We start from the raw sequence: 19,147 nt of genomic DNA on the forward strand, positions 1-19,147 counted from the left end.
GTCACCCGTACGTGCCGGTACGGCGTCACGCCCGAGCGCTCATGGCCGTCACCTCCATGCTGCCTCCAGGGATCCGCCCACCCCAACCGCAGCACCGGCCCGTGCGTATCCAGCGGACAAGCAGGACCATGGTGAAGAAAGAGGATGGAGCAGATGGAACCACCGCGAAAGGGTTTCGACGCATCCGCATCCGTGGCACCGCGTGATCTCCTGGACGCCTCCACCGATGCTGCGGCGGTGCTCTCGGCGGACGGCGTCGTGGTCGGCTGGACCAGGGGCGCGGAAGCGCTGCTCGGCCACCCTGCGTCCGGGGTCGTGGGCCACCCCGCCGCAGGCCTGCTGGCGGTGCCCGCGGACCCGGCCCGCGCCGCAGGCATCGCGGAGCGGTGCCGCAGCGGAATGGGATGGAACGGCCTCGTCCCCGTACGGCACCGGGACGGTCGTCGCGTCGAGCTCGATCTCCGGGTCTCGGCGGCCTTCCGCATGGGCGGGCAGGAGTGCTTTCTGCTCTCGGCACGGGAGCAGCGGCCGCAGTGGACGGTCGGCCAGTCCGTCCTGGACGGATTCCTGACCCGCTCACCGGTCGGCATGGCCGTGATGGACCTGGAGCTGCGCTACATCTGGCTGAACGACACGCTGGAACGCTTCGGCGGGGTGCCCCGGGACCAGCGGCTGGGACGCCGGCTGAGCGAGCTGCTGCCCGGTCTGCAGGCGGACACCCTGGAAGGCCTGATGCGCAAGGTGCTGGCGACGGGGGAGCCGGTCACCGACTACGAGTATCTCGGCTGGAGCTGGGCCGATCCGCACCGCCAGCACGCCTACTCCACCTCCTTCTTCCCCCTGGTGAACGCCGGAGCCACCGTCACCGGGGTCTGCTACATGGTCCTCGACGTCACCGAGCGCTGGACCGCCCGCCGGCTCCTGTCCCTGGTCAACGAGGCCGGCACCAGCATCGGCACGACCCTCGACGTGTTGCGGACGGCCCAGGAACTGGCCGACCTCGCGGTGCCCCGGTTCGCCGACTTCGTCACCGTCGACCTCCTGGAGCCCGTTCTCAGCACCGAGGGCCACGGAGCCTGGCTGACCGATGCCGGACCGGCGCCCGTCCGGCCGGTGATGCGCCGCGCGGGACTGCAGTCGGTGCGGGAGGGCTGCCCCGAGGCCGTGGTGGGGATCGGTGAGGAGGTCGACTTCCTGCCACCGCCCAACGACATCAACCTCCTGATCAGAGGCGAGCCGTGCCTCATCCCGGTCCTCGACCCGAACGACCCCCTGTGGGTCGCCGAACAGCCCGAGCGAGTGGCCCGCATCCGCGAGTTCGGCCTGCACTCCCTCATCTCCGTACCGATGCGGGCGCGGAACACGGTGCTGGGCCTGACCACGTTCGCCCGCTCGCTCAACACGGTCCCGTTCGGGCAGGACGACGTCCTGCTGGCCCAGGAACTGGTGGCACGGGCGGCGGTGTGCGTCGACAACGCCCGCCGATACACCCGGGAGCACACCGCGGCGGTCACCCTGCAGCGCAGCCTGCTGCCCCACGTCCTGACCGGCGGAACGGCGGTGGAGGTCGCCTCCTCCTACCTTCCGGCGGACCCCACGGGCGGCGTCGGCGGTGACTGGTTCGACGTGATCCCCCTGTCCGGCGCGCGCGTCGGCCTCGTCATCGGGGACGTGGTGGGCCACGGCATCCCCGCGGCGGCGAGCATGGGGCGGCTGCGTACGGCGGTGCAGACCCTCGCCGACATGGAGATGCCTCCCGACGAACTGCTCGCCCACCTCGACGACCTGGTGCTGCGGCTGAGCGACGAGGAGGCCGATCGCGCCCCGGCCGACCGGAGCACGGCGACCTTCATCGGCGCGACCTGCCTCTACGCCGTCTACGACCCGGTCTCCAGGCGGTGCACGATGGCCCGGGCCGGCCACCCGCCGCCCGTGGTCGTCACTCCGGACGGACGCGCCTACTTCCCAGACATCCCGGCCGGGCCACCGCTCGGGCTGGGCGGCATGGCCTTCGAGGCCACCGAGATCGAGCTGGCCGAGAACAGCCTCCTCGGTCTCTACACCGACGGCCTCATCGAAGGAAACGACGGGGACGTGGAGTCGGGCATGGCACGGCTCGGCGAGGTGCTGGTCAGGACCGGGACGGACCTCGGCACGCTGTGCACCTCCACGGTGCAGCAGCTGGTGTCTGCACCGCAGCCCGACGACATCGCCCTCCTGCTGGCCCGCTCCCACACCCTCGCCGCGGACCAGGTGGCGTCGTGGGACGTACCCCCCGACCCGGCCGCCGTCGGACACGTACGGGCCGCGGCGACCCGCCAGATGACGGACTGGGGCTTCGCGGAACAGGCCCTGACGACGGAACTCATCGTCAGCGAACTCGTCACCAACGCGATCCGCTACGCCGACTCGCCCATCCGCCTGCGGCTGCTCCGCGACGCCCGCCTGACCTGTGAGGTCGCCGACGGCAGCAGCACCGCCCCCCGTTTGAGGCACGCCCGCAGCACGGACGAGGGCGGCCGCGGACTGTTCCTGGTGGCCCAGCTCGCCCTCCGCTGGGGCGCCCGGTACACGGCCGAAGGGAAGATCATCTGGGCCGAGCAGGACATCTCCTGAGGCCTGCACGGCCCCGGTGGGCCTGTTCTGGGTGAGTCTCAGCGGAACGCCGCGGCGTTGCGTGCCGCCCACGCCGCGAAGGGGGACGCGGGGCGCCCCAGGATCCGCTCGACGTCCCCGCTGACCGCCAGCTCCTCGGGGGTCGGCTCGCCGAGGACGGACAGGGTTCCCTCGACCACGGCGCTCGGCATGAACTGCGCCATCTGCGCGCGGGCTTCCTCGCGGCTCTGTTCCACGAAGGTGACCGGCTCGGCGATGGCCCGTGCGAGGGCGGCGGCCCGCTGCCGGGGAGTGGTGGCCTCGGGGCCGGTCAGCGTGTAGGTGATGCCGTCGTGCCCGTCCTCGCGCAGCACCACGGCGGCGACCGCGGCGACGTCGTCCGGGTCGACGAACGGCAGCGCCACGTCGGCGAACGGTGCCGCCGCGGTGCGATGGTGCCGGACGGGCTCGGCCCAGGCGAACGCGTTGGAGGCCAGCCCGCCCGAGCGCAGCACGGTGAAAGCCAGTCCGGATCCGGCCAGGGCCGCCTCGAAGCCGGCGGCGTGCGCGTAGCTGTGCGGCCGGGTGCCCGCGCCCTGCGAGGACAGCAGGACCACCTTGGTGACGCCGGCCGCGGCCGCCTGCTTCAGGATCCCTTCCGGATCGTCCCCGGCGACGAGCAGGAACAGAGCCGTGGCCCCCTCCAGCGCGGGACCGAGACCGGCCGGCTGTCCGAGATCGGCGGCCACGGCCCGCACCCCCGCCGGGACGTCCTCGGGGGTGATGTGCCGGGCCACCGCGGTCCCGGCCACCCCTTCCCCGGCCAGCCTCGCGACCAGGGCCCGCCCGACGTTCCCCGTACCACCCGTTACGACGATCATGACAGCTCCTCGATTGAGTCAGTTGACTAACTAAGTCGCCACGCTAGCCGGTCCGCCTGGCGCTGTCTATCCTTAGTCAGGTGACTGACTCAAAATCCGGTACGGCGGCCGGAGCCGCCACCTCCCGGCGGGGCGGCAAGCGTGAACGCCTGGTCGAAGCGGCCGTCCAGGTCTTCCACCAGCAGGGCGTGGAGAAGACCACCCTGGCGGACATCGCCCGTGCCGCCGATGTGCCCCTCGGGAACGTCTACTACTACTTCAAGACCAAGGACCAGCTGGTCGAGGCCGCGGTGGAGGCGCACTGCGACCAGCTCACCCGGCTCACGGCCCGACTCGAGGAGCTTCCCGACCCGGCCACCCGGCTGAAGGCCCTGGTCGCCGGCTGGGTCGAGGGGCGCGAGACGGCGGCCCGCTTCGGCTGCCCCTTCGGCACCCTGGCCACCGAGCTCGACAAGCGCGACGACGGCCTGGACCTGGCCGCCGCCGAGGTCATGCGGGCCCTGCTCGACTGGGTCGAGGGCCAGTTCACCGAACTGGGCCGACCCGACGCCCGCGCCCTCGCCGTCGAGCTGGTCGCCGCCTACCAGGGCATGTCGGTGCTCACCAACACCCTGCGCGACCCGGCACTGATGGCCACCCAGGGCGAACGCCTCCAAGCCTGGATCGACGGCTTCGCACAGCCCTGATCCAGGCTCGGACCCCCTACTCGGCCGCCGTCGCGTAGTCCGCGAGGGAGATGTGGCCCGAGTTGGCCAGCGGGATTCCCTCCAGGTAGGCGGCGGGCAGGTCGAAGCCCTCGACCAGCTCGGTCATGTGCGGGGCGAGGTCGCGCAGCACGTCGTCCAGCAGCTGGGGCAGGGCGCGGACCTGCTCGGCGGACAGATGGCCGTCGGCCAGCAGATCGCCGGTGTGCTCGCCGAGCTGCTGCAGCAGGAACAACACGCAGAGCCGCTCCAGCAGTTCGCGGGCCTCGGGGTCGGCCGCCCGGGCGACCGCGTCCAGGAAGGCGTCGGCCGCCCGCAGCCGGGCGTGCACCGAGACCATCTCCAGGGCCGCGGAGGAAGCGCCGTTCCAGCGCTCGACCGGATCCCCGGACGGCCCACGGCGCAGTGCGGTCCGGGCCCGGTCCTGCCAGCCGGCCTCGACCCGGGCCAGCAGCCCGCGCAGATGCCGGGGGTCCGTCAGCCGCTCCACGCCACCCGGGCGTTCGGGCGCCTCCCGGGGCGGCTGGTACTCGAAGAGCATCTCGGCGGCGGCCTTCACCCAGATCACCAGGTTGTCGCCCTCGGCGGTGATCGTGCCCTCGACGTACTGCGGGAACTCGGACAGACCGTTGGCGGCGAACAGGCCCTGCGCGCCACAGCGTTCCCGGCACTCGATGGTGATGTCCCGTGCCTGCCAGGTGATCCAGCTCTTGGCGATCGCGACCAGCCGCTCCGCCTCCGCCTGCTGTCCGGCGTCGTGGCCGGCGTGCACGGCGGCCCAGCGGGCGAGCACCGAGCGGTGCAGGAAGGTCATGGCGTAGCCCGAGGCCAGGCCCTTCAACAGCCGCCCGTGGTGCGAGCGGTGGGCGTTGACCGGGATGCGCTCGCCCACGCGGGGCCCGCTGACCTGTCGCTGGTCGCCGTAACGGACGGCTATGGCGAGCGCGGCCCGGGTCGCGCCGACGGCGGCGCCGCTCATGCAGAGCTTGCCCATCGTGACCCGGCCGATGGACTGCAGGAACCGCTTGCGCCGGTTGCCGAGGCTGCTGTGGAAACGGCCGTCGGCGTCCAGGCGGCCGTGCTCGGACTCCAGCAGGGCGTCACGCGGCAGCAGCACCCGGTCGAACGCGGTCAGGCAGTGGTCCACCGGGGCTCCGGTGCGCAGGGGCAGTCGGCGAACCCGCACTCCCGGCAGCAGGCCCCGCTCGTCGCTCAGCGGGGTCAGGAACAGGAAGACGCCTTCGTCCCGGCCCTCGACGATGAGGCGGGCGGCCACCACGGCACTCTTGGGTCCGCCGGTCATGCTGGTGTTGGGCATGAACTTCTGGGCGCCGACGTGCGGTGTGTTCAGCACGAACCCGCCGGTGTCCGGGTCCAGTTCGGCGGTGGTGGCCAGGGCCGAGGCGTCGTTGCCGTGGTCCAGTTCGGTGCACAGGAACGTGCCGGTGCGCCGCAGGGTCGCGAAGTCGGACAGGTCCCGGCGCTCGGCACCCTCGTGGTCGAGCAGGCTGCCGAGGAAGAGGTTGTAGTGGATGCTCGCCACCGTGCACAGGCCCCCGCCGCCGTCCACGATCGCAGCCCACTCGTGCAGCCCCGCCAGCAGCTGCGGGTCGTCCGCCAGTGGCTCGGCCCCGCCGGCCGTGTCGTTCACCAGCCGCAGCCACTCGTAGGAGAGGGCGGCGCGCTCGGCGGGGTCCAGCCCGGGACGGTGGCGGAACGTGTCCTTCGAGATGAGGTCGCGCCACATCCCGTGGATGTGCTCCCGGTCCTCGCCGTCGAACAGGAGTCGGGCCAACTCGCCGGACACGGTGCCGGGGAACGCTCCGCCGGGCCCGGTGTGCGGACCGTCGGCGCGGAACGTGTCCGGACCAAGCACCGGATCCGTGCCGTAGTGCTCGATCTCCGGCAGAGAAGGGAGATGTACCTGGGGTGTCAGAAGGGTCATGGCCCTCTCCCGTCGTCGCAGAACCGGAAGGGTGGGGATGCGCAGAGTCAGAAGATACGGACCTCCCGGTTTGCTTATCAAGCCAAATTTCTGCCAACGGTGGCCGAACTTCGGTGCCTTGGGGACACTCCCCGGCCCCAGAAGTGAGCGCGATGCTCAACTCCGGTCCGGTCCGGCGGACTTCCCTGCATCGGCAGATGCTGCGGGAACGTTGAGATACCGGGCGACAGGTTTTATTGTGGCGGTCAGCGACGGCTCGACGGGTTCCCGCGTATCTGGTGAGGAGGGTGGCGTTCACATGGTTGAAAGGCCATCTTCCGAGGTGGCAGGATACGTACCTGTCGGTTTCTTTTTGTGGCCGACCGGTCCGTGAAGCCAGTGCGGAGGATGTGCCGTGGCCCTGCAGGAACGAGCGATCAGGACGAGGCGCAACATCCTGGTGGCAGCCGCCGACGTGTTCGCCGACGTCGGCTACGAGGCGGCGACCATCTCGGAGATCCTCCAGCGGGCGAACGTCACCAAGGGCGCCCTGTACTTCCACTTCTCCTCCAAGGAGCAGCTCGCCCAGGCGGTCCTGACCGACCAGCTGAAGTCGGTGCCGGAATCGCCGCCGCGGGAGCTGGTGCTCCAGGAGGGGCTGGACGCCGGTTTCCTCCTCGCTCATCTGCTCGGCTCGGGCGACCCCATGGTGCGCGGCAGCATCCGCCTCACCGTGGACCAGGGGTCACCGCACGACGGGCTGGACCGGCGGGTGCCGATGGCCTCCTGGGTCGACTACAACGCCGCGCTGCTCGAACGGGCGAAGGCGAACGGAGAGGTGCTGCCCCAGGTCGACGTGGACGCCGCGGCGAAGGCTTTCGTGGCCGCGTTCACCGGGGCACAGGTGCTGTCCAAGATCATGAACAACCATGCCGACCTGATGGAACGCGTGGTCGACCTCTACCGGCACCTGATGACCAGCATCGCGGTCCCCGCGGTACTGGTACGCCTGGACATGTCACTCGAACGGGGCCGGCGTGTCTACGAAGAGGCCATGGAGCTGAGCCGGGAACCGCAGGAGGCGCCGGCCGCCGGCTGAACGGGGTCTCTCCGCGGACCACGGACACCGGCGCCGCCGGGAGCCGGGGGAGCGGACATCGCTGCCATGGGCACGTCGCAACGCCACAACGTGATGCAGAACCGACCCAGGGAGCACATCGATGGAAGAGACCGCCTGCCCTTACGCCCTCGACCTCACCGGCCAGGACCACCTGGGGGAGGCCGCGATGCTGCGCGCCCAGGGCCCCGCGGTCCAGGTGGAGCTGCCCGGCGGCGTGCTCGCCTGGGCCGTCGTCCGGCAGAGGTACGTGGAGCAGCTGCTGACCGACCCGCGCGTCTCGCGCAGCGCCCGCCTGCACTGGCCGCCGTTCATCGAGGGGAAGATAACGGAGGAGTGGCCCCTCTACCCATGGGTGGCGAACGAGAACATGCTGTTCGCCTACGGGGAGCACCACACCAGGCTGCGCCGGCTCGTCGCCGGCGCGTTCACCGCGCGGCGCTCCGAGGCGCTGCGCCCCCGGGTGCAGGAGCTGTCGGCCGAGCTGCTCGGCACACTGGCCGCTCTCCCGCCCGGCACCCCGGTCGACCTGCGCACCTCGTACGCGGAGGTGTTGCCGCTGCAGGTCATCTGCGAGCTGTTCGGCGTGCCGCAGGGCGCCGAGACGGATGCGCTGTCCGCGGCGTTGAGCACGGTGTTCAGCTCCACCGTCAGCGGCCAGGAGATGGAGGCCGCCCGGCTGGAGGCCTTCGGGCGGCTCGCCGCACTGGTCAAGGCCAAGCGGGAGCGGCCCGGTGACGACCTCACCAGCTCGCTGATCGCGGCCCGGGACCAGGGCGACCGGCTCACCGAGGACGAACTGCTCGGATCCCTCTTCATGTTCATCGCGGCGGGACAGGACACCACGGCCACCCTCATCACCAACGCGGCCGGCGCCCTGCTGACCCACCCCGAGCAGCTGGCGCACCTGCGCGCGGGCCGGGCGACCTGGGCGGACGTGGTCTCCGAGACCATGCGGGTGCACACGCCCGGGGCCTACGCGCCGATGCGGTTCGCGGTCGAGGACATCGACCTCGACGGGGTGCGGATCCGCAAGGGCGACTGCATCCTCGTCAACTTCGCGGCGGGCGGCCACGAGACCGACCGGCACGGTTCGGACGCGGACCGCTTCGATCTGCTGCGCGGCGGCGACCGGGACGTCCTCGGCTTCGGCCACGGAACCCACCGCTGCCTCGGCGCACCGCTCGGGGAGATCGAGGCCGCCTCCGCCCTCGCCAAGCTCTTCGATCTCTTCCCGGACGTTCAGCTGGCCTGCGCTCCCGAGGAGTTGGCCCCGCTGCCGACCTTCATGCTCAACGGATTCCGGTCGCTGCCCGTGCTGCTGCGTCCGTCGGCGTCCTGAGCGCGCGGGCGGATGCGCCCGCCGGAAGTCCGCCGCCCGTCGCGGGCGGCGGACTTCCTTGTGCGCCAAGGAAGCGACGTCACGTCCTTCATCCGGCCTTCTCGCTTCCGTAAGCCAAACCAAGCACGCGGTTTGCTTCGTGACTGACGGGGGCGTCAAATCACTCCGACGGGCGAGTTTGCCTGGTCCTCGATGTTTTTACCCTGGCATCCCGTCAGGTCTTGCCGCACCGCATCCACATAAACATACTGAACATGCGGTTATTAGAGGAGGGCGTCATGGTCAAGCAGGTACGGGCGGTTCGCACACGGCAGGCCCTCGTCCGCGCGGCGGCGGAAGCCTTCGCCCACGACGGGTACGCACGCGCGTCCCTGCCTGCGATCAGCAGGCGGGCCGGGGTGAGCGCCGGCGCGCTGCACTTCCACTTCCCGAGCAAGGACGCTCTGGCGAGCGAGATCGAGTGCGCGGCGGCACGCACGGTGGAGGAGATGACCGCGCACTGCCGGGCCACGGGCGGCAGCGCGCTCGGGGCGCTGGTGGCCGCGATCCGCCAACTGGTGGTCGCGTTAGCGGCCGACCCGGTCATGCGGGCCGGATTGGCGCTCAGCGGCGACCCCGCACGCAACGGCGGGACCGCGGTGGTGGACTCGTGGCACGGCTGGGTGCGTGACGTGATCGGCCAGGCGCAGACGGCGGGAGAGCTGACGAACGACCTCTCGCCCGAATGTGTGGCCGGGGCCGTGGTGGCCGCGACGGTCGGCTTCGAGGTCCTCGGCAGCGGGGACCGGGACTGGCTGTCGAAGGACCGCATGGTGGAGTTCTGGACCTGTCTGCTGCCGCGGCTGGCGACCGTGCCCGGACCGGACCTCGCCCGGGTGCTGGAGAGCGAGGCGACCGGCGACCGGGACGCCGAGAACAGCATGGCCGGCCTGTAGGACGGACCGGCCCCGCACCGAGGCGGCTCGGCGGCGCGCCTGCCGCCGCGTGACGCGTGCCATACCCGGACTCCGGAACTCGGCCCCTCGACGGCCCGACTCCTGAAGCGCTACGGCTTCGACCAGGTGATGCCGTACGACGTGATCTGGAGACGCGCTTGATGGACGAGTCCGGTCAGTCCCCCTCCGGCGCGGGCGCGGTGCTGCGCACAGCGGTGCCCCCGCCCGCCCTCTGCGGGTTCCTTCTGTTGCTGGCCCTGCTGTTCACGCTGTCGTACGCCGTCGGCGCCGCGGCCGGACCCGTCGCCCCCGGCATGCACGGCACCGGCACCGGCCGTGGCGGCGGTGACGGCGGAGGCGGGGGCGCGGGCGCGGACGACGGCGGCGACATGGGGCGGATGCACGGGGGAACCCACTGATGGCCACGGAACCCGTGATCGCGGACCCGACGGCCACCGACCCGACGGCCACCGACCCGACGACCAGCGACCCGACAACCGCCGACCTGACGACCACCGACCTGACCGTGGGCGGGATGACCTGCGCGGCCTGTGTGAAGCGCGTCGAGAAGAAGCTCGGCCGACTCGACGGGGTCACGGCGGTCGTCAACCTGGCGACCGGACGGGCCCGCGTGAGCCACCCGGCCCGGATCAGCCCCGAGGAGCTCGTCGCGACCGTCGAGCAGGCCGGGTACACGGCCGAGATCGCGCAGCGACCCGAGAAGCGGCTGCGCGAGCGCGGCGGAGGAGCGGGTCCGGCGGATGAAGTGCGGCAGGAGGCAGGGCAGGAGGTAGGGCAGGAGCGTGACCGGCTCCTGGTCACCGCGCTGCTCGCGCTGCCCGTCCTCGCGCTGTCGATGGTGCCCGGCCTGCAGTTCCGCAACTGGCAGTGGCTGTGCTTCGTGCTGGCCGCCCCGGTGGCCGTGTGGGGTGCCTGGCCCTTCCACGAGCGGGCGGTACGCGGGCTGCGGCACTCGGCGGCCACCATGGACACCCTCGTCTCCCTCGGCGTGCTGGCCTCCTTCTCCTGGTCGTCGTACGCACTGTTCCTCGGCGGTGCCGGGGATCCCGGCATGCGGATGCCGTTCAGCCTGCTGCCCTCCGCCTCTGGCGGTGCCGCGCATCTCTACCTCGAAGCGGCCGTCGGCGTACCGCTGTTCGTGCTGGCGGGCCGGTTCCTGGAGGCACGGGCCCGGCGCGGAACCGGGTCCGCACTGCGGTCGCTCGCGGAACTCGCCGCCAAGGAGGTGGCGGTGCGCGAGGACGGCACCGAACGACTTCTGCCCATCGAGGAGCTGACGGTCGGGCAGATCTTCGTCGTGCGGCCGGGGGAGCGGGTCGCCACCGACGGTGAGGTGGTGGAGGGCCGCTCCACGGTGGATCTTTCCCTGGTCACCGGGGAGAGCGAGCCCGTCGAGGCCGGGCCGGGCTCCGCGGTGACCGGCGGGGCCCTCAATGCCGGTGGGCTGCTGCTCGTACGCGCCACGGCGGTCGGCGCCGACACCCGACTCGCCCGAATCACCGACCTGGTGACGGAGGCGCAGGCGGGCAAGGCGCGGGCGCAGCGACTGGCCGACTCGGTCGCCGGTGTCTTCGTACCGGTCGTGCTCGCACTGGCCGTCACGGCGCTCGGGTTCTGGCTCGGTGCGGGCGCCGATGCACAGGCCGCCGTCACCGCCGCGATGGCCGTCCTGGTGGTGGCGTGTCCGTGTGCGCTGGGCCTGGCGACCCCGACCGCGCTGATGGCGGCCACCGGTCGCGGGGCCCGACTGGGCGTCCTCGTCGGCGGCCCGCAGGCCTTGGAGGGTCTACGGCACGTCGACACGGTCGTCCTGGACAAGACCGGCACCCTCACCACCGGCCGGATGAGCGTTGCCAGGGTCACCGCGGTACCCGGCGGGCTCGGGAGGGACGCGGCGCTGCGGCTGGCCGCTTCGGTCGAACAGGGCTCGGAGCATCCCCTGGGCCGGGCCGTCACCGCTCATGCGCCCGGGTCGCTTCCGGCCGTGAGCGACTTCCGTGCGGAGGCCGGCCGGGGCGTGCGGGGCCGGGTCGAGGGCCGCCTGGTCGAAGTTCTGTCCCCCGACGACGACTTGCCCACGGCGCTGGCCGAGGCGCTCCCGGTGGCGGAGGCCGCCGCGCACACACCGGTCCTGGTCCGCGTGGACGGGATCGCCGAGGCGCTGATCGAGGTCGGCGACGTCGTACGGCCCGGGGCCTACCGGGCGGTGGACCGGCTGCGGCGCCTCGACGTACGGCCGGTGCTCGCCACCGGCGACCGCGAGGCACCCGCGCAGGCCGTCGCCACGGAGTTGGGCATCGAGGAGGTGCACGCCCGCTGCACACCCGGCGACAAGGCGTCCCTCGTACGAGACCTCCAGCAGCGGGGCCGTCGGGTCGCCGTCATCGGGGACGGCGTGAACGACGCGGCCGCGCTGGCCGCCGCCGACCTGGGCATCGCCATGGGCGGCGGCACGGATGCCGCCATCGGTGCCGCCGACGTGACCCTGGTGCGCGGGGACATCGAGGCCCTCGCGGACGCGGTCCGTCTGGCCCGGCGCACCCTGGGCACGATCCGCGCCAACCTCGCCTGGGCGTTCGGATACAACCTCGTGACCGTGCCGCTCGCCCTGGTGGGCCTGCTCACCCCGATGGTCGCCGCGGCGGCGATGTCGGTCAGTTCGCTGCTGGTGGTCGGCAACAGCCTTCGGCTGCGCACCTGGCAGCCGTCTTCTGCCGGGAGGCGTACCCGATGACCGAGCAGAGCCCGTGGCGTCCCACCCGGCGCCGGCTGACCGACACCCTCCTCGCGGCCCTCGCGCCCGTCACGGCGTGCAGCCTCGCCCTGGGCGGCCTGACCACGTGGGTCGGTGCAGGGAAGGCGGGCAGCCCGGCCCGCGTCACCGTCTCGAAGGCGCGGGTCCTCCTGCCGTACGGCGACACGAAGGAGACGGCCGCCTTCTTCGACCTCTCCAACGCCGGCGGCGCCGACGACCGGCTGGTCAAGGTCACGTCCTCCCGCGCCGGCGGCGGCATCACACTCAGCCGGCATCGCGGCACCGGCTCAGGAGCCGCCACCAAGACCGACACGGACTCGGCGGTCGTCCCCGCGGGCCGCACCCTGTCCATGTCACCGCACGGTCTGGACGTGAACCTGCGGGCCGGGTCCGGGTGGCGGACCGGTGACCTCGTCCCGTTCACGCTGCACTTCGAGCACAGCGGGGCGATCGAGGCGCTCGCGGTGGTGATCCGCCCCGGCTGAGGGCGGTACCGGCCACCCCACAGATGTCGGACCGAACGCCTCGACCGTTCCCGCCATATGACGTGTTCTGGATCACATCGCGCCGGTTGAGTGACACGGCAGGGCAAATTCCGTACCGACGGATGATGACGGACCGCCAGATGCGAGGATGAGACGCCATGACTGCAGGGTGGTGTTCTCGCACAGTACGGGCCGCGGTGTTCGCGGCCGTCTGTGTGCTGCTCGCCGCCCTGGGCCACGTCATGATGTCGGGTCAGCACGTGCCCGGCTGGGCACTCGCCGCAGGCCTGGCCGTGACCGGTGCCGCCGGCTGGTCGCTGGCGGGCCGTGAGCGCGGGCTCCCGCTGATCGTGACCGTCGTGGTCGCCGCGCAGGCGGCGCTGCACGAGTCGTTCTCGGTCGCCCAGTCGGCCTCCGCCGACACGGCCTCCACGGACATGGCGTCGATGCCGATGGACTCCATGGACATGGGCTCCATGGGGCACATGGACATGAGCGGCATGGATCACATGGGGCACATGGGGCACTCGATGGGCGGCGGCTCGTCGTCGTTCGGGATGCTCGCCGCCCACCTGTTCGCCGCCCTGCTGTGCGGTATGTGGCTGGCGTACGGCGAGCGGGCCGCGTTCCGCATCCTGCGGGCCGTGGCCGCGCGGCTCGTAGCACCGCTGCGGCTGCTGCTCGCCCTGCCCGACACACCGGTCCGGCCGCGGCTGCGCGTCCGCCGGCGTCGCTCGCGGCGTGCGCCGCGGCTGCTCCTCCTCGTCCACTCGATCATCTCGCGGGGTCCGCCCGCCGGGGTCGCTGTCGCCTGACGACAGCCGGTTTCCCGAGGCCGCCCCGTGCGCCTCGGGCCTCGGCCGTACGCCCGCGCACACGCCGTACCCCCGCGTGAGCGCCCGTAGGGCCGGTTCCCCTCTCACCGGACCGCCGGCATCCGATCGTGCCCGCGGCCCGGATCCCGGATGACCCGAGAAGGACACCAGGTGATCACTCCTGCCCTGCCCACCTCGCGCGAAGACAGCGCCGCCGGCGACAAACCGGTCTCGACCGACGAGTCGATCACCGCGTGGGCCCTTGCGGCCCGGGGCGGCGACCCCCGTGCCGTCGAGCGTTTCGTGTGCGCGTTGCACCGCGACGTCCTGCGCTACGTCGCCCATCTGTGCGCCGACCCCCAGGCCGTGGACGACCTGGCACAGGACACGTTCCTGCGGGCGCTCGGCAGCCTGCACCGCTTCGAGGGCCGTTCCTCGGCACGCGCCTGGTTGCTGTCCATCGCCCGCCGGGCCGTCATCGACAGCTACCGGTACGCGGCCGCCCGGCCCAGGCTGTCCGACGTCCCGGACTGGCAGACGGCCGTGGAGCTGGCCCAGCCGCGCGACCTGCCCGGCTTCGACGAGGGCGTCGCCCTGCTGGATCTGCTGGCCGCCCTGCCGGACGAGCGCCGCGAGGCGTTCGTCCTCACCCAGTTGGCCGGGCTGCCGTACGCGGAGGCGGCCGCGGTGAGCGGCTGTCCGATCGGGACGGTCCGCTCCCGCGTGGCGCGGGCCCGCGCCACCCTGATGGAGCTGCTGGACGAGGGGGGCACCTCCCACGCCCTTGAGGCAGTGGGGGAGGACGCGCCCGCCGCCGTGGCGGCCTGAGACCGCCGTGAGGGTGCCGGCGCCTGCCGGCACCCTCGGCTTCGTCGGTCTCCATCGGGCGGGAACTCCAGGCACGTTCGCCCCGACTACTGGACCGGGCGACGGACGTTCGCCCGAGTACCAAGTGGACCTGGAGACATTCGATGCGTGTGCGTGTGTGGGGCGGAACCGCGGCCCTCGTGCTCGGCGGCCTGCTGACGGCGGGCTGCGGCGGCGGGAAGGGCACGGCGGACGAGAGCGCGGAGAAGGCCGTCTCAGGTGGCTATCCGGTGTCGGTCACCGACTGCACGGGCGCCAGGACGACGTTCTCCGCCGCACCGAAGCGGATCGTCACCAGCAACGCCTCCGCCCTGGAGCTGCTGCTCCGCCTCGGCGCGGGGGACCGCGTGATCGGCACCGGCTTCCCGCCCGGCAAGGGCACCCTGCCCCGCGACCTCGACGCGAAGGCGCGGAAGGTCGAGGTGCTCAGTGAGAGCGTCATCCCCAAGGAGAAGCTCCTCGGCTCCGGCGCCGACCTGTACCTGGACACCTTCGCCTCCATGGGGGGCATGGGCGGCGGGGGCATGGGTGACGCGCCGACCGAGGAGGAGTTCCAGGCGGCCGGGATCAAGCACATCCACCTGAAGTCCACGGCCTGCGCGGCCCGGAGCAAGGGCCCGGTCACCGACCTGTCGGCGGTCGAGGCCGACATCACCAACCTCGGCGCGGTCACCGGCACGCGTGCCGAGGCCGAGGAACTCGTCGCCGGGATGCGGCGGAAGGTGGCCGTCGTCCGGAAGGCGGTCCACGGTACGGCGCGGAGCGCGCGGCCGACGTACTTCTTCTTCGACTACGACGCAGGCACCAAGCAGCCCACCGTCACCTGCAACCGCCAGATCGCCAACGCGGTGATCACCCTGGCCGGTGCCCGCAACGTCTTCGCCGACTGCGACGGCGACTTCAAGCAGGTCGGCTGGGAGGACGTGATCGCCCGGAACCCGGACTGGATCCAGCTCGGGGTGCGCGACCGGGGCAGCGAAGCGGCCGACGAGAAGGCGTTCGACGAGGCGGAGGGGTGGCTGAGGTCCAACCCGGCCACCAAGGGGCTGAAGGCGGTGAAGGAGGGTCACTTCGTGCGCGTCGGCTCGGAGCAGACCACCATCGCCGGGGTCGAGAACGCCGACACGGTCGAGGCGATCGCCCGGGCCCTCCACCCCGGGAAGGTCCGCTGACGGTGCTGTCCACACCGACCACGTCCCGCCGTACGAGGACGGAGACGCGGACTCTTTCCGTGGTGCCGCTCGCCCTGGTCCTGGGCGGGGTGCTGCTCGCCGCGCTGACCGCGGCCGTCGCCTGGGGTTCGACCTCCATCGCGCCGGGCGAGGTGTGGACCGTGGTGTGGCACCGGCTGTCCGGCGAGGCGCCGCGGCCGGGTACCGACGACCTCATCGTGTGGCAACTGCGCGTCCCGCGCGCCCTGTTGGCGGCACTCGTCGGCGCCGGCCTCGGTCTCGTCGGCACGGCGGTGCAGGCGTTGGTGCGCAACCCGCTGGCCGACCCGTACCTGCTGGGCATCTCCAACGGCGCCTCGCTCGGCGCGGTCGCCGCGCTCGTCCTCGGACTGGGCGCGGGCGGCGCTCTGGGCCTCGGTCTGTCCGGCGCGGCCTTCGCCGGAGCGCTGGCCACCTTCGCCCTGGTCTGGGCGGTGGCCCGGCGCGGCGGCGGCTTCGCACCGCTCAGGCTGGTGCTGGCCGGCGTGGCGGTCGGCCAGTTCCTGTCCGGCTTCACCAGCTACCTGGTGCTGCGGGCCGGGGACGAGCAGCAGACGCACAGCGTCCTGTTCTGGCTCATGGGCAGCCTCGGCGGAGCGAGTTGGCAGCTGCTCGTCGTGCCCGCGGTGACCGTGCCGATCGCCCTGCTGTGGCTGCAGGCCCGCGCCCGGGGGCTGAACGCCCTGCTGATGGGCGACGAGACGGCCGCCGGACTCGGCATCGACGTCGGCCGCCTGCGCCGCGAGCTGTTCACGGTGACCAGCGTGCTGACCGGTGTCCTGGTCGCGGTCTCCGGTGCGATCGCCTTCGTCGCGCTGATGGTGCCGCACGTGTGCCGCCTGCTCGTCGGCGGCGACCACCGGCGCCTGCTGCCCGTCTCCGCGCTGTGCGGTGCCCTGCTGCTGGTCGTGGTCGACGTCGTGTGCCGGACGGCCATGGACACGCAGGAGCTGCCGGTCGGCGTGGTGACGTCGCTGCTCGGGGCTCCCGCCCTCTTGTACCTGCTGGACCGGCGCCTGGGGAGCGGCAGTTGAGGATCGACATCGAGGACCTGCACGTCGCCTACGCCGGGCGCACGGTCGTGGCGGGCGCCCGGCTCATCGCCGGCCAGGGCGAGATCACCGGCCTGATCGGCCCGAACGGCAGCGGCAAGTCGACGCTCCTGCGCACCGTCTACCGGCACCTGCGACCCGTCGCCGGGCGCGTGCTGCTGGCCGGCACCGACCTGCACGACCTGACCCCCGTGGAGTCGGCCCGGCACATCGCGGCCCTGCCGCAGGAGCGCGGCAGCGACTTCGAGCTGAGCGTGCGCGAGGTCGTCGCGATGGGCCGTACGCCCTACAAGCGCGCCTTCGCCGGGGAGGACGCCGCCGACCGGGACATCGTCCTGCGGGCGCTGGCCGACGTCGGCATGGCGGAGCACGCCGGACGCCGGTTCACGGCCCTGTCCGGCGGCGAACGCCAACGGGTGCTGCTGGCCCGCGCGTTCGCCCAGGACCCGGACGTGCTGGTCCTGGACGAGCCGACCAACCATCTCGACATCCGGCACCAGGTCGAACTGCTCGCTCTGCTCCGCGCCCGGCGCCGTACGACCCTGGTGTCGTTGCACGACCTCAACGCGGCCGCCTCCGTGTGCGACCGGCTGCATGTGCTGCACGCCGGAGCCGTGGTCGCCTCGGGGCCGCCGCGCGACGTCCTGACCCCGGCACTGATGGCCGAGGTGTTCGGCGTACGGGCGGCTGTGGTCGACCACCCCCTCACCGGCGACCCGCTGATCGCTTTCGACCACCGCGCCGGGAACTCGCAGGCCGTTCCCCCCGACTTGTGGGACGAGGCGGCCGACCGGCGGTCCATGTGCGAAGGTGAGGGGCGCAACGGTGAGACACCAGGGGCCCGGCTCGGAACAACCCGGTGACATACCCGGCGGCGCGGACCGCTGGCCGCTGGTGGGGCTGGCGGGCCTGCTGTCGTTCGTGGCGATGCTCGACATGAACATCGTCAACGTGGCCCTCGCGGACATCGCCGACGGCCTGCGGGTGTCGTCGGCGACCGCCCAGTGGGCAGTCCTGGGTTACCAACTCCCGGTGGTGGCCCTGCTGTTGCCCGCCGGGCGATGGCTGGACGGGGTGGGCCTGCGCCCGGCCGTGCTGGCCGCCACCGCGGGCTTCGGCCTGTGCAGCGCGTTCGCGGCCCTCGCACCCTGGGCGGTCTGGCTGATCGCCGCCCGCCTCGCCCAGGGCGCGTTCGCCGCCGCGCTGTTCGTCCTGATGCCGGTCCTCGCGATCCGTTCCGTACGGCCCGAGGCGCGCGGCCTTGCGATGAGCGTGCCCGCGACCCTCGGCCCGCTGGGCGCGGTCACCGGACCGGCCGTGGGCGGTCTGCTGCTGGACCACTTCGGCTGGCACTCCGTGTTCCTGGTGAAGCTCCCGTTCTGCGCGCTCGCACTGGTGATGGCGTGGCGCGCGCTGCCGCGGGACGGGCGGCTGCGCCTGCCCGGCCGGCGCGAGTCGGCGGACGCGCTCCTGGTCGCGGGCGGTGTGGCCGTGCTCCTGCTGGCGCTGACCCTGGCTGCGGACACCCCGGCGTGGCTGCTGCTCGGGCTCGCCGCCGTACCGCCGGTGTGGTGGTGGCTGCGCGGCCCCGGCGGCCGTCCGGTGGCCGGCGTGCTGCGTGCCTCGGCGCTGCTGCGGCCGCACGGCGCCGTGCTGGCCCTCGCGACCGGCTTCGCCGCCCTGCACTATGTCGTCGCCCTGCACCTGCAGCGCGACGACGGTGTCAGCGCCACGGCCACCGGTCTCACGGTCCTCGCCTTCCCGCTCGCCATGGGCCTGGCCGGACCCTTCGGCGGGCGCCTGGCGGATCGGTACGGTGCCCGGCCGGTGGCCGTCACCGGAGCCGTTCTCACCGCGTCCGGCCTGCTGTCGTGCGTGCCGTTGGGTGACGGCTGGTCGCCGGTGGACGTGGCCTGGCGGCTGGCGCTGGCCGGCGTCGGCATGGGCCTGAACGGCGGACCGGTCCAGGCCCTGGTCATGGGCGCCGCCCCACCGGAGCGGACGGCCACCGTCGGATCCACGGTGCAGCTCGCCCGCAGCCTCGGCTTCACCCTCGGCCCCGCGCTGGCCACCACCGCCTGGTCCCTGGCAGGCACCCGGGCCGGGCTGTACCTGGCCGCCGTAGCCGCCTGCCTCGCCGTACCGCTGCTGGCCGTGCCCGGCCGACGACCCGCCGCCCTCTCCGAGAAGTCCGCCGATTCCGTTTCCCCCTGACCGGGAGCCGTTCCCATGCCTGCTGCCCGTCCCCGAGAAGACCACTGACCCTGCCTCTCCCTGACGAGGAGCCGCTCCATGCTCGTCCTGCCCGGCCGGGGCCTGGCCACCGTCCTTGAGGAGGCTCGGCCGCGCCTCTTCCTGACGAGGAGCCGCTCCATGCTCGCCCTGCCCGGCCGGTGCCCCGCCACCGTCCCCGAGAAGACCACCGCCCCCATCTCCCCCTGAC

General features: G+C 72.7%; 17 protein-coding genes. 15 read left to right on the forward strand and 2 right to left on the reverse strand.

Annotated elements, in window-relative coordinates; genetic code table 11:
- The first annotated feature begins 153 nt into the window (after positions 1-153).
- Positions 154-2,616: a SpoIIE family protein phosphatase gene (locus ACIRVH_RS40635; RefSeq protein ID WP_403964651.1), complete on the forward strand. Its 2,463-nt coding sequence runs from the start codon at positions 154-156 to the stop codon at positions 2,614-2,616.
- 38 nt (positions 2,617-2,654) lie between these two features.
- On the opposite strand, the gene ACIRVH_RS40640 is transcribed toward ACIRVH_RS40635, so the two are convergent.
- On the reverse strand, positions 2,655-3,476 hold the full coding sequence (locus tag ACIRVH_RS40640) for an SDR family oxidoreductase (RefSeq protein ID WP_403964653.1): 822 nt from the start codon (positions 3,474-3,476) through the stop codon (positions 2,655-2,657).
- Positions 3,477-3,556: 80 nt separating this feature from the next.
- Here ACIRVH_RS40640 and ACIRVH_RS40645 point away from each other — a divergent pair, with 80 nt between their 5' ends.
- Entirely contained in the window at positions 3,557-4,162 is a 606-nt protein-coding gene (locus ACIRVH_RS40645; RefSeq protein ID WP_403964655.1) for a TetR/AcrR family transcriptional regulator, read from the forward strand.
- 16 nt (positions 4,163-4,178) lie between these two features.
- Here the strand turns inward: ACIRVH_RS40645 and ACIRVH_RS40650 are convergent, their stop codons facing one another.
- Entirely contained in the window at positions 4,179-6,125 is a 1,947-nt protein-coding gene (locus tag ACIRVH_RS40650; protein WP_403964657.1) for an acyl-CoA dehydrogenase, read from the reverse strand.
- 394 nt (positions 6,126-6,519) lie between these two features.
- Here ACIRVH_RS40650 and ACIRVH_RS40655 point away from each other — a divergent pair, with 394 nt between their 5' ends.
- The 13 genes from ACIRVH_RS40655 to ACIRVH_RS40715 all read left to right on the forward strand — a co-directional run bounded on the left by ACIRVH_RS40655 (position 6,520) and on the right by ACIRVH_RS40715 (position 19,146).
- Positions 6,520-7,203, forward strand: coding sequence for a ScbR family autoregulator-binding transcription factor (locus ACIRVH_RS40655; RefSeq protein WP_403964659.1), 684 nt, complete (start codon positions 6,520-6,522; stop codon positions 7,201-7,203).
- Between the two features lie 121 nt (positions 7,204-7,324).
- A complete protein-coding gene (locus ACIRVH_RS40660) occupies positions 7,325-8,563 on the forward strand; it encodes a cytochrome P450 (protein ID WP_403964661.1) in 1,239 nt (412 codons plus the stop codon).
- A gap of 278 nt (positions 8,564-8,841) precedes the next feature.
- Complete coding sequence (locus tag ACIRVH_RS40665) at positions 8,842-9,498, forward strand: ScbR family autoregulator-binding transcription factor (protein WP_403964663.1); 657 nt, start codon at positions 8,842-8,844, stop codon at positions 9,496-9,498.
- 161 nt (positions 9,499-9,659) lie between these two features.
- The gene (locus ACIRVH_RS40670; protein ID WP_403964664.1) at positions 9,660-9,917 is read left to right on the forward strand and encodes a hypothetical protein; all 258 of its coding nucleotides are present in this window, start codon (positions 9,660-9,662) and stop codon (positions 9,915-9,917) included.
- Between the two features lie 116 nt (positions 9,918-10,033).
- Positions 10,034-12,253: a heavy metal translocating P-type ATPase gene (locus ACIRVH_RS40675; protein WP_403964727.1), complete on the forward strand. Its 2,220-nt coding sequence runs from the start codon at positions 10,034-10,036 to the stop codon at positions 12,251-12,253.
- Positions 12,250-12,759 carry a copper chaperone PCu(A)C gene (locus tag ACIRVH_RS40680; protein ID WP_403964666.1) on the forward strand — a complete coding sequence of 170 codons (510 nt, stop codon included), beginning with the start codon at positions 12,250-12,252 and terminating at the stop codon, positions 12,757-12,759. The genes ACIRVH_RS40675 and ACIRVH_RS40680 overlap by 4 nt, the downstream gene beginning before the upstream one ends.
- Positions 12,760-12,917: 158 nt before the next feature.
- Positions 12,918-13,574 carry a hypothetical protein gene (locus tag ACIRVH_RS40685; RefSeq protein ID WP_403964668.1) on the forward strand — a complete coding sequence of 219 codons (657 nt, stop codon included), beginning with the start codon at positions 12,918-12,920 and terminating at the stop codon, positions 13,572-13,574.
- Between the two features lie 171 nt (positions 13,575-13,745).
- Complete coding sequence (locus ACIRVH_RS40690; protein ID WP_403964670.1) at positions 13,746-14,402, forward strand: sigma-70 family RNA polymerase sigma factor; 657 nt, start codon at positions 13,746-13,748, stop codon at positions 14,400-14,402.
- Positions 14,403-14,545: 143 nt separating this feature from the next.
- Positions 14,546-15,613: an ABC transporter substrate-binding protein gene (locus ACIRVH_RS40695; RefSeq protein WP_403964672.1), complete on the forward strand. Its 1,068-nt coding sequence runs from the start codon at positions 14,546-14,548 to the stop codon at positions 15,611-15,613.
- A 5-nt stretch (positions 15,614-15,618) separates the two neighbouring features.
- Positions 15,619-16,686 (forward strand): FecCD family ABC transporter permease, encoded by a 1,068-nt coding sequence (locus tag ACIRVH_RS40700; protein WP_403964729.1) that lies wholly within the window; start codon positions 15,619-15,621, stop codon positions 16,684-16,686.
- Positions 16,683-17,567, forward strand: a complete 885-nt coding sequence (locus ACIRVH_RS40705) for an ABC transporter ATP-binding protein (protein WP_403964674.1) — start codon at positions 16,683-16,685, stop codon at positions 17,565-17,567. Before ACIRVH_RS40700 ends, ACIRVH_RS40705 begins: the two co-directional genes overlap by 4 nt.
- Positions 17,530-18,918 carry an MFS transporter gene (locus ACIRVH_RS40710; protein ID WP_403964676.1) on the forward strand — a complete coding sequence of 463 codons (1,389 nt, stop codon included), beginning with the start codon at positions 17,530-17,532 and terminating at the stop codon, positions 18,916-18,918. The genes ACIRVH_RS40705 and ACIRVH_RS40710 overlap by 38 nt, the downstream gene beginning before the upstream one ends.
- Positions 18,919-18,996: 78 nt before the next feature.
- Positions 18,997-19,146: a hypothetical protein gene (locus ACIRVH_RS40715; protein ID WP_403964678.1), complete on the forward strand. Its 150-nt coding sequence runs from the start codon at positions 18,997-18,999 to the stop codon at positions 19,144-19,146.
- The last annotated feature ends 1 nt before the right edge of the window (position 19,147 follow it).

Origin of the sequence: Streptomyces sp. NPDC101165 (assembly GCF_044768135.1) — a bacterium.
GTDB lineage: Bacteria > Actinomycetota > Actinomycetes > Streptomycetales > Streptomycetaceae > Streptomyces.